18 protein-coding genes are annotated in these 20,320 nt (G+C 41.5%); 13 read left to right on the forward strand and 5 right to left on the reverse strand.

Going from position 1 to position 20,320, the window contains the following annotated elements; genetic code table 11:
- The 3 genes from QZT73_RS11775 to QZT73_RS11785 all read left to right on the forward strand — a co-directional run.
- Positions 1-278: DUF2520 domain-containing protein (locus QZT73_RS11775; RefSeq protein WP_291788316.1), on the forward strand; the 278-nt coding region annotated here is incomplete at its 5' end.
- A gap of 245 nt (positions 279-523) precedes the next feature.
- On the forward strand, positions 524-1,084 hold the full coding sequence (locus QZT73_RS11780) for a DUF502 domain-containing protein (protein WP_291780897.1): 561 nt from the start codon (positions 524-526) through the stop codon (positions 1,082-1,084).
- A gap of 52 nt (positions 1,085-1,136) precedes the next feature.
- Positions 1,137-1,757, forward strand: coding sequence for a DUF1080 domain-containing protein (locus QZT73_RS11785; RefSeq protein WP_291780899.1), 621 nt, complete (start codon positions 1,137-1,139; stop codon positions 1,755-1,757).
- A 52-nt stretch (positions 1,758-1,809) separates the two neighbouring features.
- On the opposite strand, the gene trxA (QZT73_RS11790) is transcribed toward QZT73_RS11785, so the two are convergent.
- Both trxA (QZT73_RS11790) and dnaE read right to left on the reverse strand, forming a co-directional pair.
- Positions 1,810-2,130 carry a thioredoxin gene (gene trxA / locus QZT73_RS11790; protein WP_291780901.1) on the reverse strand — a complete coding sequence of 107 codons (321 nt, stop codon included), beginning with the start codon at positions 2,128-2,130 and terminating at the stop codon, positions 1,810-1,812.
- Between the two features lie 96 nt (positions 2,131-2,226).
- Positions 2,227-6,513: a DNA polymerase III subunit alpha gene (gene dnaE / locus QZT73_RS11795; RefSeq protein WP_291780903.1), complete on the reverse strand. Its 4,287-nt coding sequence runs from the start codon at positions 6,511-6,513 to the stop codon at positions 2,227-2,229.
- Between the two features lie 150 nt (positions 6,514-6,663).
- On the opposite strand from dnaE, the gene QZT73_RS11800 reads away from it, so the two are divergent.
- The 8 genes from QZT73_RS11800 to trxA (QZT73_RS11835) all read left to right on the forward strand — a co-directional run bounded on the left by QZT73_RS11800 (position 6,664) and on the right by trxA (QZT73_RS11835) (position 14,127).
- Positions 6,664-7,329 carry a CBS domain-containing protein gene (locus QZT73_RS11800; protein ID WP_291780905.1) on the forward strand — a complete coding sequence of 222 codons (666 nt, stop codon included), beginning with the start codon at positions 6,664-6,666 and terminating at the stop codon, positions 7,327-7,329.
- Between the two features lie 10 nt (positions 7,330-7,339).
- Complete coding sequence (locus QZT73_RS11805; RefSeq protein WP_291788319.1) at positions 7,340-8,215, forward strand: NAD kinase; 876 nt, start codon at positions 7,340-7,342, stop codon at positions 8,213-8,215.
- 133 nt (positions 8,216-8,348) lie between these two features.
- Positions 8,349-9,101 (forward strand): DUF6089 family protein, encoded by a 753-nt coding sequence (locus tag QZT73_RS11810; protein ID WP_291788321.1) that lies wholly within the window; start codon positions 8,349-8,351, stop codon positions 9,099-9,101.
- A 79-nt stretch (positions 9,102-9,180) separates the two neighbouring features.
- Positions 9,181-9,924 carry an isoprenyl transferase gene (locus QZT73_RS11815; RefSeq protein ID WP_291780914.1) on the forward strand — a complete coding sequence of 248 codons (744 nt, stop codon included), beginning with the start codon at positions 9,181-9,183 and terminating at the stop codon, positions 9,922-9,924.
- Positions 9,925-12,621, forward strand: a complete 2,697-nt coding sequence (locus tag QZT73_RS11820; protein WP_291788322.1) for a POTRA domain-containing protein — start codon at positions 9,925-9,927, stop codon at positions 12,619-12,621.
- Positions 12,621-13,154 (forward strand): OmpH family outer membrane protein, encoded by a 534-nt coding sequence (locus tag QZT73_RS11825; protein ID WP_291780919.1) that lies wholly within the window; start codon positions 12,621-12,623, stop codon positions 13,152-13,154. Before QZT73_RS11820 ends, QZT73_RS11825 begins: the two co-directional genes overlap by 1 nt.
- Positions 13,155-13,173: 19 nt before the next feature.
- Positions 13,174-13,719, forward strand: coding sequence for an OmpH family outer membrane protein (locus QZT73_RS11830; RefSeq protein WP_291780920.1), 546 nt, complete (start codon positions 13,174-13,176; stop codon positions 13,717-13,719).
- 99 nt (positions 13,720-13,818) lie between these two features.
- A complete protein-coding gene (trxA, locus tag QZT73_RS11835; protein WP_291780922.1) occupies positions 13,819-14,127 on the forward strand; it encodes a thioredoxin in 309 nt (102 codons plus the stop codon).
- 81 nt (positions 14,128-14,208) lie between these two features.
- On the opposite strand, the gene QZT73_RS11840 is transcribed toward trxA (QZT73_RS11835), so the two are convergent.
- Entirely contained in the window at positions 14,209-15,957 is a 1,749-nt protein-coding gene (locus QZT73_RS11840; protein ID WP_291780925.1) for a M14 family metallopeptidase, read from the reverse strand.
- Positions 15,958-15,969: 12 nt separating this feature from the next.
- Positions 15,970-17,586, reverse strand: coding sequence for a M14 family metallopeptidase (locus QZT73_RS11845; protein ID WP_291788324.1), 1,617 nt, complete (start codon positions 17,584-17,586; stop codon positions 15,970-15,972).
- Between the two features lie 240 nt (positions 17,587-17,826).
- On the opposite strand from QZT73_RS11845, the gene QZT73_RS11850 reads away from it, so the two are divergent.
- A complete protein-coding gene (locus tag QZT73_RS11850) occupies positions 17,827-18,654 on the forward strand; it encodes a universal stress protein (protein WP_291780932.1) in 828 nt (275 codons plus the stop codon).
- Positions 18,655-18,663: 9 nt separating this feature from the next.
- Entirely contained in the window at positions 18,664-19,923 is a 1,260-nt protein-coding gene (locus tag QZT73_RS11855) for a cation:proton antiporter (protein WP_291780935.1), read from the forward strand.
- Between the two features lie 7 nt (positions 19,924-19,930).
- Here the strand turns inward: QZT73_RS11855 and rsgA are convergent.
- The coding region (rsgA, locus tag QZT73_RS11860) for a ribosome small subunit-dependent GTPase A (protein ID WP_291788326.1) at positions 19,931-20,320 on the reverse strand (390 nt) is incomplete at its 5' end.

Below are 20,320 nucleotides of genomic sequence, written 5' to 3' on the forward strand. Positions count from 1 at the left end.
ACATTGCGGCTGTTTTTGCCAGTAATTTTTCCAATCATATGTTGCGGTTGGCAGAAGAAATTATGAACAGAAAAGGCCTTGATTACGAAATGCTCAAGCCTTTGATCATTGAAACCATTAGCAAAAGCTTGGAATTGGGTGCCAAAAGGGCCCAAACAGGACCTGCCCTGAGGGCTGACTTCACTACCTTGGAAGCGCATTACCAGTTTTTGAATTATAACGAGCAAGTGGCAGAACTTTATAAGTTGATTTCCCAAGATATCATTGATTCGAATTAGGGCAGGGTTAAAAACAGAAAAAATACCCTGTACAGGGTATTTTTTTGTATTTTCTTTAGCCCTAAATTGAGCATCCATAAGGAACCTTTTGAAGAGTAGTAAAGCGTTTTTTAGTGTTTGTTGAAGTATTTTACAAAAGGGGAAGCGGCTAATGAAGTTTTTCATTGGCCGTTTTTTTATTCCTGGCCATTGGTTTCTTTTACTGGACCTACTTTTGTAAATTTATTCAAAATTAATATTTGATAATGGCTTTTGCGTATAAAAGGATTCTACGTTATTTCTTCAGAGGACTACTTTTTGTGGTCCCAATTGCCCTGACCATATATGTCATTATACTTTTCATTCAATTTTTGGATGGTATTGTTCCTATTTCTGTGCCGGGTCTTGGGATTCTCATCATGTTGGGATTTATCACCCTTGTAGGGTATTTGGCGGGTATGTTCATCACAAGGCCGTTATTTGAGGAGTTTGAACGGTGGGTATTTAAAATTCCATTGGTCAATATTCTCTACACCAGTATTAAAGATCTGATGTCTGCCTTTGTAGGGGATAAGAAAAAGTTTAATATTCCTGTAATTGTCAAATTATCGGAAAATATGTCCAGATTGGGCTTTATTACCCAAGATAATCTAAGTGTCTTGGAAGAAGAAGATTTGGTGGCCATTTATTTCCCCCATAGTTATAATTTCTCGGGAAATCTTTTTTTGGTCCCAAGAGAAAATGTTAGAATATTGAAAAACATCAAGAGCGCAGATATCATGAAATTCATCGTTTCCGGTGGTGTTTCCCAATTAGGGAAGGAATGAGTCATTGGAAAAATCTCAAAGTCCGTTAAAATCAAACTTAAAAAAACCTAATATGAAAAGACTACTAGTACTTATTTTCCTCGTCACTATATCTTTTGGTATAAATGCACAGGATGGATGGATTTCCTTATTCAACGGCAAAGACCTGGAAGGTTGGAAAATCGGGGAAAATCCAGATTCATTTAAAGTAGAAGATGGGATCATCAAAATAGATGGACCCAGAGCCCATGCCTTTTATGTGGGAGAGGTAAATGATGGAGAGTTTAAGGATTTTGAGCTGATGGTGGAATTGAAGACCATGCCAAAAGCCAATTCAGGAATTTTTTTCCATACCGCTTATCAGGAAGATGGATGGCCTGATAAAGGTTATGAAGTCCAAGTGAATCAAAGCCATGGTGACTGGAGAAGATCAGGAAGCCTCTATTCCTTCAATGATGTCCGTGAAACCTATGTCAAAGACGGGGATTGGTATACTACACATATCATCGTTAAAGGAGATCATGTGACAGTTAAGTTGGATGGAAAAACAGTAATGGAGTATATTGAATCAGAGGATGGAAACAGACCGGAAAATGCCGGAGAAAAAAGGATAGATAAGGGTACTTTTGCCATTCAGGCCCACGACCCTGAGAGCGTGATTTATTACCGAAGTATAAAAGTTAAGGTTTTATAAAATAAAAATCCCCGAAGCAGGCTTCGGGGATTTGATACTTATTGACTTTCTCTTAGAGCACTGCGTCCAATTTCTGAGCAAGTACTGCCTTTGGTACCGCACCTACCTGTTTGTCTACCATTTCTCCACCTTTAAAAAACATTAATGTAGGAATGCTTCTGATTCCAAAAGCAGAGGCTACTGCTGGATTAGAATCCACATCAACTTTTCCGATTACTGCTTTTCCCTCATAATCACCGGCCAGTTCTTCAACGATGGGTCCGATCATTTTACAGGGACCACACCATTCTGCCCAAAAATCAACCAATACAGGTTTATCTGACTTCAATATCTCCTCAAAGTTTGCGTCAGTAATTTCAATTGCTTTTGCCATTGTATAATTTATTTTTGTTTAAGCTTAATTTTAAAATCTAATTATCCAATTAAAATTCCTTCTAAATAGTTCCAACCAAGGATAAATAATACACCATCAGATGATTTGATATACTACTTCGGGTATCTGTCCCAAGTCTTTGATCATTTCATTAGAAGGATCTACGGTGTATTTTTTAGACATAAGGTCCAATGTGATATTTTCTTTGTTGTCTAGAACATTGATATACAACTTGGCATCTCCCTTATATTTTTGAGTGATTCCTTCCAATTTCTCCATCAATTCCAGACTGAGATCATCCAGGTCTATATTGACACGGAGTCCTTTGATCATCTTTCCCCTGACTTCACTCAACAACATCATGTTGTTGATTTTGAATTCAAACTCATTTTCCCTCCATTTGTTTGGGTGGACTGATCCGGTAAGGTAGATAAACCAGCCGGTCATAAAGTATTCTTTGTACTTGATGTAATCTTCTCCAAAGATGAAGAAAGTATGGCCCCCATGGTAGTCTTCCATGCTTAGGGTACCAAATGGTTTACCTGTTTTGGTCGTTCTGTGGGCAAAACTGGTAACCATTCCTGCAGCTTTTATGTCTCCCTTTTTTCTAAGATTTTCAATGTCATTGAAAGCGGTCAGGGGGGTATTGGTAAAGGCATCCATTTCAATTCTGAATTGGTCCAAAGGATGACCTGAAATGTATAGTCCTACAACTTCTTTTTCAATGTTTAATTGCTGTAATTGACTGAATGGTTCCATGCTTTGGACCGATGGCATGGGTACTTCCATACCGGATCCTCCCCCAAAAAGGCTGACTTGGGCACTGTCTGCCTCTTGCTGTACTTTTTGGGCATATTTCACTGCTTTCTCTATCAAGCTTACTTCCCCGTCCGGTGCTTCTAGATACTGTCTTCTATGGTGTTGAGGGAAACAGTCAAAACTTCCCGCCATGGCCAAAGATTCCATGGATTTCTTGTTCAGTGCCCGGGAGTTTACCCTTTTACAGAAATCAAAGATGTTGGTGTATTTGCCATTTTTTTCTCTTTCTTCTACTATTGCATCGACTGCTGCCCCTCCTACACCTTTGATTGCTGCCATACCAAATCGGACCTGTCCTTCCGGGTTAACTGTAAAACCATTTTTCGATTCATTGACATCAGGTCCCAAAACGGAAATTCCCATGCGCTTACATTCTTCCATGAAAAAAGTAACCTGGCTGATATCGTTCATGTTGTTACTCAGCACAGAAGCCATGTATTCGGCAGGATAATGGGCTTTGAGGTAAGCTGTCTGATAGGCTATCCAAGCGTAGCAGGTAGAATGGGATTTGTTAAAGGCATAGGATGCAAAAGCTTCCCAGTCTTTCCAGATTTTTTCCAGTTTTTTGGCATCATGTCCTTTAGAAGAAGCCTGTTCGATGAATTTCGGTTTCATTTTATCCAAAACATCTTTCTGCTTTTTGCCCATCGCCTTCCGCAAAACATCCGCTTCACCTTTGGTAAAGCCAGCCAGTTTCTGGGAAAGTAACATGACCTGCTCTTGGTAAACTGTAATCCCATAAGTTTCCTCGAGGTACTCCTGCATGTCATCGAGATCATAGCTAATGGGCTCCAATCCATGTTTCCTTTTGATAAAGGAGGGAATATACTCTAAAGGTCCTGGTCTATAAAGGGCATTCATTGCAATCAAATCTGCAAAAACGGTAGGTTTTAGTTCCCGCATGTATTTTTGCATCCCGGCAGATTCGTATTGGAAGATACCGATGGTTTCCCCTCTTTGAAACAGCTCATAGGTTTTTATATCATCTATTGGGAAATTGTCCGGGTCCAGTTCAATGCCATGCCTTTCTTTTACGATCTTCACCGCATCTTTGATCAGTGTCAGTGTCTTTAAGCCAAGAAAGTCCATTTTGAGCAGCCCTGCACTTTCCACCACGGCATTGTCAAACTGGGTGCAGACCATATCTGAGTCTTTTGCCAGGGCGACAGGAACAAAATTGGTGATATCATCTGGAGTAATGATGACCCCGCAGGCATGGATTCCGGTATTTCTGACCGAACCTTCTAAGATCTTTGCTTGGTTAATGGTTTTGGAGAGTTCATCATGGCCCTTGGAAATCCTTATAAGCTCCTCTGCTTTGGAAAGATCCTCTCCGTTGCCTTTTAATTTATCCGATAATTTTGCTCTGTCTTTAGAAAGGGCAAAAAGCGCTTTGAGTTTGATGTCCGGAACAAGTTTGGCAAGGCGATCAGCCTCTGAAAGGGGAAGGTTAAGTACCCTTGCTGTATCCCTTATGGCAGATTTAGCCGCCATTGTACCATAGGTAATGATCTGGGCGACTTGATTGGAACCATATTTTTTGATAACATAGTCTATAACCTTCTGTCTTCCTTCGTCATCAAAATCAATATCTATATCTGGTAGAGAGACCCTGTCCGGGTTAAGGAATCTCTCAAAAAGGAGGTCATAAGCGATGGGATCTACATTGGTGATAGCAATGCAATAGGCTACAGCTGAGCCTGCCGCAGAACCCCTTCCAGGCCCAACGGAAACGCCCATTTTGCGGGCAGCTCCTGTAAAATCCTGAACGATAAGGAAGTATCCTGGATACCCGGTTCTCTCTATGGTTTCCAGTTCGAAATCCAATCTTTCCCTGATTTCATCAGTAATTTCAGGGTAGCGCTTTTTTGCACCCTCATAGGTCAAATGCCTTAAGTAAGCATTTTCTCCCCTTTTTCCCCCATCGATATCATCTTGTGGATCTTTGAATTCATCCGGAATGTCAAATTTTGGAAGCAGTACATCCCTTTGCAGTTTGTATGTTTCAATTTTTTCTACGATTTCGTTGGTGCAAGCAATGGCCTCAGGTAGGTCAGCAAAAAGCTTTTTCATTTCCTCAGGACTCTTTAGATAAAATTCATCATTGGGGAAGCCATACCGGTATTCCCTTCCCCTTTTACCAACGTATTTTTTTGGTTTTTCTACTAATTCTCCATCCTTTACACATAAGAGAATATCATGGGCTTTGGCATCAACCTTTTGATTGTAGTAGCTGTTATTGGCCGCAAAATATTTAACGTCATACTTCCTGGCCAATGCCAGCAAGACCTCATTCACCTTTTCCTCCTCTGGGATTCCATGTCGGTTGAGTTCTACATAGAAATCGTCCCCAAACTGCTCTTTCCACCAAATGAAAGCTTCTTCAGCCTGGGTATCTCCTACGTTGAGAATAAGGTAGGGAATTTCACCCCATAGACCACCTGTGGTGGCGATCAGGTCGCCTTTATATTGTAATAGTAATTCCTTGTCAATCCTCGGGAGGTAATAATAACCCTGAATATTCGCATAAGAGGCAAGTTTGGCCAGGTTATGATAGCCTTTCTTGTTTTTGGCCAATAAGACTGTTTGAAAGCCATCATCCTTGGTAGATTTGTTGTTCCTGTCTCTTGATAAATTGAACTCACAGCCAATAATGGGTTTGATTTCGGCAGCCAGCGCTGCCCTTACAAAATGAAAGGCTCCCATCATATTTCCATGATCTGTCATGGCAATGGCCGGCATGTTCAACTCTTTGGCCAGATTGATCAGGGAAGGTATTTCTGAGGTTGCCTGGAGTACAGAATATTGCGTATGCACATGCAAATGGGAGAAGGGAATGTCAACCAAATCCGAAATATCGGCTGTTCCTGCTGCTTTGAGGATTTCTTTGGCGGCTGCCTTGGTATCGTCCTTGGCAGCAGTAAAGTTGGCCTCGTCCAGCTTTGGAGCTTGGTAAACCACTTCATTATAGGGTATTCCCGCCTCCGTTTGGATGACTTGTTGTGCGATAAGTCCAAAAAAACATTTTGCAGTAGCATCAACGTCATAAGCGGCATCATGGGCATCAGCAAAGCCATTACCAAAGAGTTTATGATGGAGTTCGGTCAGCGTAGGCCATTTGAATTTGCCGCCTTTTCCACCAGGTATGGCGCAAAACTCTGTTGCCAGGTCCTTGGTATCCAATTCCTTCATTTCCTTGAGCTGCATGGCAATCTGCTTCCTAAGAAATTCAGCACCTACTACATTGATATCAAAACCAATATTATGCCCCACCAGGTATCTGGCTTTGACCACATCCTCATGGAAAACAGCCAGTACTTTGGCGAGATCATGTCCTTCCTTGGTGGCTCTTTCTGTGGAAATACCATGTACCTTTTCGGCGTTGTAAGGAATGGTAAAGCCTTCAGGTTTGACTATGTAATTGTTGTTTGAAATCAGATTTCCCTTGGCATCATGAAGTTGCCAGGCCAATTGGACCAAGCGTGGCCAGTTGTCCAGATCCTCCATTGGGGCATTATAGTTGCGGGGTAATCCTGTGGTTTCGGTGTCAAAAACGATATACATACTAACTCCTGAATTTTGCGAATTTAAAAATAAGGGATATCCTTTTTAGCTGCCCTATCTCTGGCACAAATTGTCCTGAAATATTTTATTTGAACCAGATACTTATCCAAGCCGTTTTATATTTCAAAACAATTTAAATATCTTTAGTCCATGCAGGCTTACGAATTCATCAATAATTTGATACCTCCCTTAAAACCAAGTGATAAGACCAAAATGGCTTTGTCATGGATGGAGGAGATCCGTACCAATATTCTGCCTGTTGTGGAAAAGGGAGAATTTAAAGGTTTTGTCAGTGATGACTTGATCTACACCAAAAACAGTCCTGAATCCAAGGTGTCCAAATTGGAATTGCTTTCTCCTTTCTGTCTTGTCTATATGGACAAACACATTTATGATGTGATCAAGGTCTCTTCCGAATACAATATCAATATGGTAGCAGTAGTGGACAGGGATAAGAAATACCTGGGTGTGATTACAATGGAGGATGCCATTGGTGCCTTTGCAGATACTTTATCCATACAATCACATGGTGCAGTAGTGGTATTGTCCATGTTCATGACAGATTACAGTTTGTTTGAGATAGCCAGGATAATTGAGTCAGAAAATGCCAAAATCCTCAGCAGTTTTATTTCAAATGATCCCTTGGACGACAGCAAGATCAAACTCACCCTTAAGTTGGACAAAACCGAGTTGCGTCATATCAAGGCAACCTTAGAAAGGTTTGGTTTCAAAATTTTAGACCATTATCAGGAAGAAAATAACGGCAGTGAAGAACAGGATCGAATCGATAACCTATTGCGCTTCTTGAACATTTAATTTGCCAATAATGAACATTGTCCTTCATGGAATAAACCTACAAAAGGAGTTTCTTCCATATATCGAACAATTGATAGGAATATTAAGCAGTCATGGCATCCGTACATTTTTTACGGAAAATTTCACCAAATCCATCAAAAAATTGCAGGTTCCTGCCAGGTCTTTTGAAATTCTAGGCCCTGAAATGGGAATGGGAGAGATGGATTTTGTATTGTCAGTAGGAGGCGATGGTACTTTATTGGACACTGTTATTCAGGTTGGCAGACAACAGACGCCGATCGTAGGAATCAATACAGGAAGAATGGGTTTTTTGGCTACAGTAGCCAAGGAAAATATACAAAATGCCATTCGTAATCTGGTAGAAGGTGAATTTGCGCTTGAATCCCGTTCATTGGTCACTTTGGAAGCTTCAAGACCTGTTTTCAATGGAATGAATTTTGGTCTGAACGAATTTACGATCCATAAAAGAGACACATCTTCCATGATCATAGTCCACACCTATATAGATGGGCAGTATTTGAACAGTTATTGGGCAGACGGGCTTATTGTGGCCACACCTACCGGTTCCACCGGTTATTCCCTGAGTTGTGGAGGACCGTTGATTACACCGGGAGCCAGGAACTTTGTCATCACCCCTGTTAGCCCCCATAACCTCAACGTGAGACCCATTGTGGTTCCAGATGAATCTGTTATCAGTTTCAAAATTGAAGGTAGATCAGAAAAGTTTTTGATCTCTTTGGATTCCAGATCTACAGCCATAGATGCTTCTGTGGAGCTGAAACTTAAAAAGGCAGATTTTTCTGCCAGACTTGTTAAGTTTTTGGGATATAACTATTTTGACACCCTCAGACAGAAACTCAATTGGGGATTTGATATGAGAAATTGAATCAAGAATGTCAATTACCCTATTTACAGTGCCTTATTGGAGGAGAAAGGCCTAATGTTTCTTAACAAAAATTAACCCCTGAAATACCAAACAGGGTTTTTATATCGTTGTGTACTTCATAAATTGCATCGTCTTGGATAAAGTCAACCATCTGATCAAAAAGCTCGGGGTATTGTTGCTGTTGGCAACCATGCTTCCACTTACATCCAATGCCCAAAGCTATGAGCTTGGCGGGGGTTTGGGAATCGCAACTTACAGTGGTGATTTGGTAAGGAGATTGGATCAGGGGAATGTTGGTATTCAAGGGACGTTATTTGGCAGACGAAATTTTGACAATGTATGGTCATTGCGTGGAGGTCTTTCTTTTGGAAGGCTTTCTGCAGCGGACAGCATTTCGCAAATAGACTTACCATCCATCAATAGGGACGCTTACTTTCAAGGAAGTCTGTTCGAGCTATCCGCGGTAATGGAATACCATTTTATAGACTTTCTGCATCCGCAATCTGTTTACAGGTATTCTCCATATGGGTTCTTCGGATTGGGTTACTCCTTTTTTACAGGATCGGGGCAAAGTTATTTTGCGGATCAGGACGCGGGAAGTTATAACCTAGGGACTCCTGTGATTCCATTTGGGATAGGCATCAAATACAAGCTCACCAGCAAGTGGATGTTGGCAGCTGAATTGGGGTTTCGGGCAACTTTTACAGATTTACTGGATAAAGTAGATGGAAACCTTCCAGTCAACCCGGTTCTCAATGACCCTTTGGGTAATGGACCGCCAGTGCGGATCAGCAGGGGAAATTATTCAGACAGGGATTGGTATTACTTTTTGGGCCTGACAATCAGTTATTCCTTCAACACCATTAGGTGCTATACCTATAATTAATTGAGCATTAGGTTAGAATATTGAAAAAGAAATAGCATTTTTGTACCTCCAAAAAAGAACGCGTTTCTTTGTACACGGAATGAAGGAATTATTAGACAGGAATAACATCCCCCAGCATATTGCGATTATCATGGACGGCAACGGGCGTTGGGCCCAGAAGAAAGGAGCCATGCGGATTTTTGGGCATAGGAATGCTTTGACTGCCGTAAGGGAATCCATCGAAGTCTGTGCAGAGATCGGAGTAAAATACCTCACTTTATATGCTTTTTCTACGGAGAATTGGTCGAGACCTCAAGAGGAGATCAATGCCTTGATGGAAATTCTCATCAATTCTATTACAGATGAGGTGCCTACTATGATGAAGAATAATATACAGCTATCTTCTATAGGTGATACGGCAAGCCTTCCGGCTTCGGCTCAGGCCAAACTGAAGGAGGCAAAAAATATTACAGGTCAAAATACAGGCTTGACTGTATTTTTGGCCTTGAGTTACAGTGGGAGATGGGAAATTGAAAATGCCCTAAAAGAAATTGTCAAAAAAGTAGTCGAAGGCCAAATTGGTTTGGATGCTATTGATCAGCAGTTGATTGCTGATCATATGAATACTAAGGGAGTGCCTGATCCTGAATTATTGATCAGGACAAGTGGGGAGTTAAGGATCAGTAATTTTCTCTTATGGCAAATGGCCTACACAGAGCTCTATTTTACGGAGTTGTTGTGGCCGGATTTCAGGAGAGAACATTTATTGGAGGCCATATTGGATTACCAAAGGAGGGAGAGGAGGTTTGGAAAAACCACTGCCCAGATTAAATCAAAATCTTGAATGAGACGGAGTACTTTAATACTTTTATTGATCTTTTGGGTAGGGATAGCCCAGGCGCAAATACGTTTGGGTCAGAGCAGATATACCCCAAGTAAACCTGTAGACATTTTGGAGCTGAATTATTCCAGTCCCCAAAAATACAGGATTGCTGAAATCAAAGCCGTTGGCCTTGCTACTTTAGATGAAGTGGCTGTTATTTCCCTTGCAGGGCTTCGTGTTGATGATGAAATTTCCGTTCCTGGAGATGCCATTTCCAATGCACTTCGAAAACTGTGGGGACAGGGTATCATCGGTGATGTTAAAATTTTGGTTACCAAAATTGAAGATAATGATATATACCTTTTGTTGGAATTGACAGAAAGACCAAGGTTTTCCAGGGTAGAATTCTCAGGAGTAAATAAAACCCAGGAAAGTGAGCTTAAGGATAAAATCAAAATTAGAGGAAGGGTAGTAAGAGACGACGTTTTAAGTACTTCTCAGAGAAATATCCGCCAGTATTTTGTGGATAAAGGGTTTCTGAATACAGAAGTAAAAGTTATACAGGAAAGAGACACTACTTTGCCCAATAGTGTCAAAATCAAGTTTGATGTTGATACCCGCTCAAAGGTTAAAATCAATAAAATCAACATCTATGGGAATGAGGAGATCGCTGATAGGAGGATTAAAGGGAGGTTGAAAAAAACCAAAGAGCATCCACGGATGCATTTTTTCAGGGAGTTGGCCTCAAGGATCTCCAACACCACCCCTAAGTCTGCGAAAGAAGCCATTGTTTATAGAAATGTGGTTTCAGATGAAGAAGTCAAAGATTATTTCAGTAGAAATTTTAAACTCAACATTTTTACTGCCTCAAAATATGTGGCCAAGGATTTCAGGGAAGATAAAGATGGCCTGATTGGTTTTTATAATTCCAGAGGATATAGAGATGCGGCGATTCTTGCCGATTCTACTTATAGACATGCAGAGAACACCATCAACCTTGATATTTCCTTGGAAGAAGGCCAAAAATATTATTACAGGAATATATCCTTTGTGGGGAATTACCTGCATCCAGATGAAGTGCTTTTATCCAGGTTGGGAATCAATAAGGGTGATGTTTACAATAAGGAGAGATTGGAAAAAAGATTGAATTATGATCCTCAACGGGGAGATGATGTCAGTTCTTTGTACCAGGATGATGGCTACCTGTTTTTCCAAATTGATCCGGTAGAGGTGAAAGTGCAGGCAGATTCCATAGATATAGAGATGAGGATTTTTGAAGGTCCTCAGGTAACTGTCAACTCCGTAAGTATTCAAGGTAATGAGCGGACCTCTGACCACGTAGTTATGCGTGAAATCAGGATTCTTCCAGGGCAAAAATTCAACAGAAGTTTGCTTGTAAGAACGATCCGTGAGCTTTCCCAATTGGGGTATTTTGATCCGGAAAAGATTGAACCGGATATGCGTCCCAATTTCGAAAATGCCACAGTGGATATTACCTTTATTTTAGAGGAAAGGCCCAATGATCAGATAGAATTGTCGGGTGGCTGGGGAGGCTTCTTTGGTTTTGTTGGTACGGTAGGGTTAGTTTTTAATAATTTCTCCATCAAAAATATTGGAAATTTTGAAAAATGGAGGCCACTTCCTGTAGGTGATGGACAAAAGCTTTCTTTAAGGGTACAGGCGAATGGCCGAACTTTCCAGAACTACAGCATTTCCCTGACAGAGCCATGGTTTGGCGGGAAAAAACCCAATGCCCTATCGGTTAGTTTTAACCACTCTGTTCAGAGACAATTGGATTTTATGGGAGGAAATTTTGACAGGGAAATTGGTTCCTTCAAAATTACAGGTGCTACGGTAGGACTCTCTAAGCGGGTCACCTGGCCAGATGATTACTTTATGGTCAGCCAATCTTTGACATTTCAGATTTACGAGTTCAACGAATTTGGGACAAGTTTCGGTTTAAGTTTCCCGACGGGAAGGGCCAACAGTTTGGCGTTTAACAATACCATCGCGAGGAATAATATTGACAATCCAATTTACCCACGATTAGGGTCCAATATTTCACTGGCTACTTCATTTACGCCACCTTATGCTTCGTTGAATCCAAATATCAACAGTGAGTCTCCGGATGAAGAGCGCTTCAGATGGTTGGAGTATCATAAATGGATGTTTGATGCATCTTTTTACACGCCTGTATTTGGCTCGACCAAATGGGTAATGAGTGCCCGTACACATATGGGATTCCTAGGGTCTTATGGAAACAGAATAGGTATTATTCCATTGGAAAGATTTGTGCTGGGAGGAGATGGTATGAACTTCAATAACTTTGCCCTGGGACAGGAAATCATTGGACTTAGAGGTTATGATAACCAGTCCATTACTCCTGGTAGGGAAACCAGATTTGACCCAAACAGTACAGAGGGCTTTGGAGGTATTGTATACAATAAGCATGTAATGGAGTTGAGGTTCCTAGTTTCCCCAAATCCCTCTGCTACCATTTTCCTTTTGGGATTTGCTGAAGCAGGGAATAACTGGGGTTCTTATGCGGAGTTTAATCCATACAACTTGAAGAAATCAGCAGGATTCGGTGCGAGGATATTCATGCCCGCTTTTGGTCTGCTTGGCTTGGATTGGGGTTACGGATTCGATCCTATTCCGGGATCAACACAAAGGAGTGGTGCTCAATTCCACTTTACCATTGGTCAGCAATTCAGATAATGATGGAAAGATCACTTAAATTGCTATTTTTGTCGGGCTTAGTTTGGACTTTGTTGTTTTGTCATCAGGTTCAAGCTCAGAAATTCGGATACATAGATTCTGAATTTTTGCTCAACAAACACCCTGATTATAAGCTTGTTCAGGATGAATTGGTCAGTGTGAGTGATGAATGGAAAAAAGAGGCACAAAAATTGGAGAAAGAAATAAAAGAGATGCGTTCCAATCTCAAAGCGGAGGAAGTTCTGCTTACAGAGGAAATGTACCAGGAAAGAATGGCTGCCATTCAGGAAAAAGAAAGACAGGCCATTGCTTTCAATAATCGGGTATTTGGGATCAATGGGCAGTATTACCAAAAACAGGCGGAATTATTGCAGCCCTTACAATCAAAAATATTCGATGCCATTGACAAAGTATGTAAAAGATTTAATCTTGCAGTGCTTTTCGATAAAGCCTCTGGGCCCCTGATGATTTATACAGACCCAAGGCATGATTATTCCGAATTTGTATTGCAGGAATTAGGTTTGGAAAATTAAATATTAAATAAAAACGAGAATGATGAAAGTTAAAGTTATCCTTTCCGCAATTGCGATATTTTGCGTAGGGTTCGTTGCACAGGCGCAATCTGATATCAAGATTGGTTACACCAATGTAGAATTACTGATGGATTTGATGCCGGAAATGGAGCAAATCAGTGCTGATATCCAAGATTATCAGACACAATTGCAGACCAGCATGCAGACCAAGGCCCAGGATTTTGAAAGAAGGGTACAATCTTATCAGCAGGCCGCTCCGACCATGACAGAAGACGCCAGGGCCGAAAGAGAGTCCGAGTTGAGAAGATTGCAGCAGGAAATTCAAAAATCCGAGCAGGATGCTCAAGTGGCTTATCAAAGAAAGCTCCAGGAATTATTGGAGCCTGTTCAGCAGAAAGTGTTCAATGCAATCAATTCAGTAGCTGCAGAGAACAATTATACCCATGTTTTCTCTGAGGCAGCCGGCAATTCACCGATATTGCTGTATACCAGGGATGATGACAAGTTCACGGAAATGGTTTTGGCCAAATTGGGAATTCAACTTCCAGCCAATCCAAGCAACTAAGTGCGGTTAAATTTAAAACTGGCCTACCTCGAAAGAGGTAGGTTTTTTTTTGTGATAATTATCTCAGAACTATTTTTTTCAAAACCTTGTCTCTATTATATGGCCAAGAAAAAATTCAAAGATGTAATTAAAAGTACTGAAGAAGCGGTACTGGTTGATTTTTATGCAGATTGGTGCGCGCCTTGTCAGACCATGAACCCTGTGTTGGAAGCAGTAGTGGGAGAGATGGGCGGAAAGGTAAGGCTTTATAAATTAAATGTGGACAGGAATCCCCAGGTTAGTTTGCAGTTTGGCGTAAGATCCATTCCACATTACATTTTGTTTAAGCGGGGTAAAATTCTTTGGCGGAAAGGTGGTTATATGACTAAGCGGGAGTTATTACAACAGTTAAAAGGTTTTGTGGGATAGTATTATACTAAAAGAACTCTCCAAGGGTTCCCAATCCCTTGGAGAGATATTCTTTAATCTGACTATTCTTAAATAAAAATATTACTTTTTCCAGCTGGCTTTGCCACCTTTTACGGAATCTACATCAATACTAAAATTTCTGCCTCCGCTGACAATCCACCTCACTTTAACAGCGCCCATACCAGGTATATTATCTACTTCTAATTTCTCGGGATTGACTTTCTGCTCTTTCAGTTTGTTGAAATCCTCATTTTCCACAACAAATCCGGCCACAACATTTGCCCCTGATATGCTGATATGGTTTGGCCTTTCAATTTTGTATTTGAGATCCTGAGAAGAGTGGGTAGGGATTAGTCTTTCATTGTAAACTGTGGCGGTGATTTCTCTCAAGCCACCTCCCAAATCTTTCTCCTTCACTTCAGATACACTCAGTTTTGGGGTATGGTAACCGTGTAAAATCGTAAATGCAGAATTTCTATGCGCATCTTGTTCCATTAAAAATCCTGGATGCAACCTTCCAAAGTTCTTTTTGAATCCTCCAATTTCAATTCTTCCATACTGAGGATGATCGTATTCTTCCCAATTGACGAAGGCATCTCCAAAAGTCAGGTAGGTATCCACTTTCATTTGTTCATCCTGATTGCCTCTTCCGGCATTTTGGTGGAAATAAAGGTAAGAAGTCATCAGCTCATTGGAGTAGGTAAATATTCCCCTTCCCCCATAGAACCAGTCCAATTGTCCACCAAAGACTGAGTAAAGGTCTTTGTACACGACCAAATAGCGGTAGCCAGGCATAAATTCCTCCCCTTTTTTTGCAATGGCATCATATACCCTTACATCCGAGGCATTATAGGTGTTTAGGTCTTCTTCTGCCCCTGGACCCCTGAGGATCATGCCACCGTAGTTATGGTAACTTTGGGCAGCAGCAATATTGGGGTGCTTCATTACAAACTCCATCACTGCCCTGTTTTCAGGTACAGAAAAAGGATATTTCCAAGCACCTCTCTGGATGTAATCAGGTTGCCAGTTCCAAGCCCAATCCCTATTGGGGTCATAATACCCAATCCCATCCTCATTGACCTGACCATCTCCGTCTACATCGTAACCTTCGTAACCCAGCATTTCATATTCACCCTGCTGGTCAGCTGCCACAGGAATCAGCTTTCTTGGATCCATTTTGTCCTTAATGAATCTTCCTGTAGGAGATTTTCTTATCATCATGGTGATATGCCCATCTTTATTTAAGTCATTGAATGGGTCTTCACCGGCCAAACCATCCCCATCATTGTCCAATACGATCATTCCTGACCTCGGAGAGTTTTGGGTATTGGCTTCTTTGATAAAGTAATCGTGTGCGTCCGGATTAATAGTCGGTGCGATATAAAAGGTTTTGTCCTTCAGCAATTCGGTAATAAAATCCAGATCACCGTACATCTCTGTAAGGTACCAGGCAGTATATAGGGTAAATTCTGTTCCTTGAATTTCATTGGAATGTATATTGCCATCGATCCACATGGCAGGTTTATCTTCAGCTTTACCTGCATTGAAGTCAGTAACCGTCAGCACCCAAATATCATTTCCCTGATAAGATTTGCCTATGCTCTCCAGGCGGACCAAATTAGGATGTTGCTTGGCCATATCTTTCATGATTTCTTCTAAGGCCAGATTGGTGTGGTACCTGTTCCAGGACACCTGTACTTTTGGGTTATGCGGTGTGCCTATGGCACGGAAATACCTTTCCTGAGCCACTTGGGCAGAAACCGTATTGATGCCCGTAAAGCTAATGGCTGCTCCTAGGGCGGCTGTATATATCCAGTTTTTGATTTTCATCTTCCTATTGTTTTAAAGTTTCACATTTAAGGTAACGATACCTGTGTGTGCTGTACCGGCTTTGATTTCTACAGAGCCCGGACCTTTGACTATCCAGCTCAAGGAGATATTCTCATAAGCCTCCAGTTTGTCGATCAATTTGATCTTGTCTCCGGAAATCAGGTCTTTTGCTTCCTTATTGATGTCTACTCGGACTTTCCTCAGCCATCTGGACTTTGCACCCATTTCAGAATGGGTGGGCAAAGGAGAGTTGTTGAACAAGTCTACCGTAATTCTGGTCAGCCCATTTCCTAATTTTTCTGTTTCCAGATTATGAAATTCCATCTTTGGGGCCATTTCTGCCAATTGGATAATAAAATCTGTATGTTCCTTGGCAATATCATTGACCATGGAATAAGGGGGGTTATGCATTACAAAAGGTTTGATTCCTCCAACTTCAACTGTCTGACCGGGGAAGTCGGGATGTGTGATGCCCGTCCAAGGAACGAAAACATCATTCATGCCTTGTTCCGCTGCCCATGCAAGGAAATTGGCCTCTGCGTTGGCATTGGCTTTACCATCTTCTCCTTTGACTTCAGGAACCCACCATCCCGGTGTGCCGAAGCTTAATCTTCCAAAATGGAAATAGGCCCATTGGAAGAAGTCGCCATCCGTACCCTGATTGGTCTGATTAAAAGCTTTCTGGGAGACGGTATTATTGTAGATGCCCGAGACCATGCTGTTAATGGCGACATCTTTCTCCAACATGGATGTAACAATCCGTTTCTTGGCGTCTTGTGCATTGTATTTTAAGGGTGAAGACAAGTTATTGGCTGGACTGAAAGTGACGAAGGCAAAAATATTCCACTGCTCAAAAAGATAATCCAATAAGGCACGGCCTTCCTTTTGTGAAACTGCAAAATCACCTGCCAAGGGGGTGAAAATTGGGAATTTATAGGTAAGGTTGCGGTTGAAGGCGATTCCCTCAACGGGATCTTCTCCAAATTTACCATCTTTATCATTATCCCTGCTTTCAGGATAAACCATGTAACCGCCTTTGTCTCCTTTGGAACGGTCTGCTTTTACCATTATCCGCTCATCGGTATCCAAGGGCATGTAATCTCCCATAGGAGATGCTACGCGCATCAGGGTAATCAGCCCGTCCTTGTTCAGGTCTTCGTAGCCATCCTCAGAAACTCTTCCATCCCTGTCATGGTCCACATTGCTTGCATTACCTCTCCTTTCATATTTTAAGGAGGCATGGTATTGTTCGTAAGCGTCTGGAGACATGTTGGGGAAGATATAAAATGTGGTATTATCCAATACCTGGCTGTGCTCTTTAACCAATCTTTCTGCAAACTGGACTGCAAGTTCTACACTTAATACGTGGAAACCTTCTGCACCACCGACTACAGCAATGGCAGGTTTATTGTCCATTTCTCCTTTGCCGATTTTGAGTACCCAAATGTCTTTTCCTCCCTCCGTTTTGGTGAGTGAGCTGAGTTTGGCAGCACTCCCACTGCCGGAAATGGCCTGTAGTCTTTGGGTGACCTGACTCAGGGTAGGATAGTCCCCTTGGGCCAAGGTGGTTGTTTGGACAGAGAAAAGCATTCCTGCCCCTGCAACCAACGATAAATACATTTTCTTCATAAAGTATATTAGGTTTTGTTTATGATCCTTTATAAAAGCGTTATTTCGCCTATTTTACGGCAGTTTACAAAAAATCCACGGGACTTTAAAAGTTCTTTCGTTATGCAGGTTTGTATCGTTTTAAAAGGTATTCCTTTTGGATGAGTGGAAGCTTAAAATCGCCATTGATAAAACACTTGAGAAATTTATCAGTAGGTTGGTATTTTTTTGGTATTTTGATGCCATCCAAAATGAATGATTATGTTTAAAAGAATTGCACTGGCTGTTGCTTTCTCGCCTAGAATGGAGGCATTGATCTGTGAGGCTAAAAGATTGAAAGAAATCTTTGATGCGGAATTGTTCCTGATTCATGTTGGAGAAAAGGTTCCCGAACTCGAAAATAACCTGGAAGCTATTCTCGAGAAGCATGGGCTTCAGAAAGATGCCAATCTCGTATGGGAAACCGGTAATCCTGCAAGAAAAATCATTCATTTTTCCAAAGAGAATCAAATAGATCTTTTGGTAGCAGGAGCCCTTAAAACAGAAGGATTCTTTAAATACTATATTGGTTCGGTAGCAAGAAAGATTATTAGAAAAGCCTCCTGTTCGGTTCTGATGCTGATAGAACCCTTAGAGAATCCCACACCATTTGATAAAGTGGTGATCAACGGCACGCAACATGATCAGACGCCTTTTGTGATTCAGCAGGGGCTGAATTGGTGCAAGGCAGACAAAGCCAAGCAAGTATATGTGGTGAATGAAATTAAGATGTATGGTATGCAGATGGCGGCTGCTGGAGAGGGAGGAGAAGAAGAGATCGGTAATACGAGGAGAAAACTTGTGGCAGAGGAAGTGGATTATGTGGAAAAGATTTTAAAGACATTGGATAAAGGGGATTTGAGGGTACATATCAAAATCACCTGTGGTAAATGGGCAGTGGAATTGGCCAGGTTTGCAGAGGATATCAAGGCCGATTTATTGGTGGTGGGGGATGAGGGTAAATTGGGCTTTCTTGACCGCCTTTTTCCGCATGACCTTGAAGACATCCTCAGTGATCTTCCCTGTAATGTTTTGATAGTTAAAAAATAAGTTGGCTACATGGAGAATTTATCACATCAAGATGTAGTCAATTTGTTCCTGCAATTGGCAGCCATGCTTTTGCTTGCCCGAATTTTTGCAGAGATAGCGCAGAAATTCAAGCAGCCTGCAGTGGTAGGCGAATTGTTGGCCGGCATTTTACTTGGTCCTACCATTTTGGGGACTTTTATGCCTGATTTCCATGAATACCTGTTTATGAGTAATCCAAGTGCAAATCTTGCACTGGACGGCTTTGTACAGATAGCAGTGGTTTTGCTGTTATTTATCGCAGGATTGGAAGTGGAACTGCATCTGGTCTGGTCACAAGGCAAGTCAGCAGTAAGTATCAGTCTCCTTGGTTTGGTCATTCCATTTTTATTGGGATTCGTATTTCCTTATTTCTTCCCTGATTTTTTTGGATTAGCGGATGGTGACAGGTTATTGTTTTCCCTGTTTATGGGAACAGCCATGTCCATCACGGCATTGCCTGTGGTGGTCCGTATATTAATGGATATGAACCTTTTCAAGACCAAAATGGGAATGCTCATTGTGGCCTCTGCCATGGTTAACGATATCATAGGCTGGTTGATTTTTTCAGTAATCCTCTCTTTTATGGGAAAGGGGAGTAGTCTTTCTCTGATGCAGACGATTGGCATTACCCTGTTGTTTACTTTCTTTATGTTGACCCTTGGTAAGTTGATCATCAACAGGGTGCTTCCTTGGATCAATAAGAAATTGGCATGGCCAGGAGGAGTACTTTCACTCTCTATGGCATTTTGTTTCTTGGCAGCAGCATTCACAGAATGGTTGGGTATACATGCCATTTTCGGTGCATTCCTATTGGGGGTAGCTTTGGGGGATTCCGAACACATGTCCGAAAGGGCTAAGGAAATTGTGCATCAATTCATCAACAATATCTTTGCTCCACTTTTCTTCGTTTCCATTGGCTTAAAGATCAATTTCTTTACGAATTTTGATCTTTTACTTACCTTGGTCATTTTGGTGATATCCTTTGCTGGTAAGATATTTGGCAGTGGGTTTGGAGCTTATAAAGGTGGCTTTAACGTCAAAGAATCCTTGGCAGTGGGTTTTGGAATGAATGCAAGAGGAGCCATGGAGATCATTTTGGGGTTGATTGCTTTGGAAAACGGGTTAATTGATGAAAAGCTATTTGTAGCTTTGGTCGTTATGGCCATAGTGACCAGTATGAGTAGCGGACCTTTGATGAAATGGGCCCTGAAGGCAAATGAATTGGAAAATGGACCCAAGCCTGCTGGCTAGTTAGGGTTTATTTGTGGCTTTCTTCTTCGAATAAAATATTCACATAGCTATCATAGCGATAGGGATGGATGTAACCCTCTTCCACCTTTTGGAGTACCATGCAGCCCGGTTCATTGATGTGTCGGCAATTGTTGTATTTGCACTGTCCCAAGTATTGGCGCATTTCCACAAAATAATGGGAAAGTTCTTGGTCTTCAATGTCCAAAATTCCAAATTCTTTGATGCCGGGAGTATCGATAAGATATCCTTCTTCTTCCAGTTCAAACATTTCTGCAAAAGTGGTGGTGTGTACCCCTTTGGCACTGAACTTCGAAATTTCTTTGGTGGCCTGCTGGGCTTCCGGAATCAGTTGATTCAGTAAAGTGGACTTACCCACCCCGGAGTGACCGGAAAGTAG

The sequence above is a fragment of the Cecembia sp. genome (assembly GCF_007126775.1).
Lineage (GTDB): Bacteria > Bacteroidota > Bacteroidia > Cytophagales > Cyclobacteriaceae > Cecembia.

Coding starts and splice junctions, on each gene's coding strand:
- trxA (WP_291780901.1), bottom strand. CDS start 2,130: ATGGCAAAAGCAATTGAAATTACTGACGCAAACTTTGAGGAGATATTG.
- QZT73_RS11845 (WP_291788324.1), bottom strand. CDS start 17,586: ATGAAGAAAATGTATTTATCGTTGGTTGCAGGGGCAGGAATGCTTTTC.
- QZT73_RS11840 (WP_291780925.1), bottom strand. CDS start 15,957: ATGAAAATCAAAAACTGGATATATACAGCCGCCCTAGGAGCAGCCATT.
- QZT73_RS11805 (WP_291788319.1), top strand. CDS start 7,340: ATGAACATTGTCCTTCATGGAATAAACCTACAAAAGGAGTTTCTTCCA.
- dnaE (WP_291780903.1), bottom strand. CDS start 6,513: ATGTATATCGTTTTTGACACCGAAACCACAGGATTACCCCGCAACTAT.
- QZT73_RS11855 (WP_291780935.1), top strand. CDS start 18,664: ATGGAGAATTTATCACATCAAGATGTAGTCAATTTGTTCCTGCAATTG.
- QZT73_RS11780 (WP_291780897.1), top strand. CDS start 524: ATGGCTTTTGCGTATAAAAGGATTCTACGTTATTTCTTCAGAGGACTA.
- QZT73_RS11820 (WP_291788322.1), top strand. CDS start 9,925: ATGAGACGGAGTACTTTAATACTTTTATTGATCTTTTGGGTAGGGATA.
- QZT73_RS11830 (WP_291780920.1), top strand. CDS start 13,174: ATGATGAAAGTTAAAGTTATCCTTTCCGCAATTGCGATATTTTGCGTA.
- QZT73_RS11850 (WP_291780932.1), top strand. CDS start 17,827: ATGTTTAAAAGAATTGCACTGGCTGTTGCTTTCTCGCCTAGAATGGAG.
- QZT73_RS11800 (WP_291780905.1), top strand. CDS start 6,664: ATGCAGGCTTACGAATTCATCAATAATTTGATACCTCCCTTAAAACCA.
- QZT73_RS11815 (WP_291780914.1), top strand. CDS start 9,181: ATGAAGGAATTATTAGACAGGAATAACATCCCCCAGCATATTGCGATT.
- QZT73_RS11785 (WP_291780899.1), top strand. CDS start 1,137: ATGAAAAGACTACTAGTACTTATTTTCCTCGTCACTATATCTTTTGGT.
- QZT73_RS11825 (WP_291780919.1), top strand. CDS start 12,621: ATGATGGAAAGATCACTTAAATTGCTATTTTTGTCGGGCTTAGTTTGG.
- trxA (WP_291780922.1), top strand. CDS start 13,819: ATGGCCAAGAAAAAATTCAAAGATGTAATTAAAAGTACTGAAGAAGCG.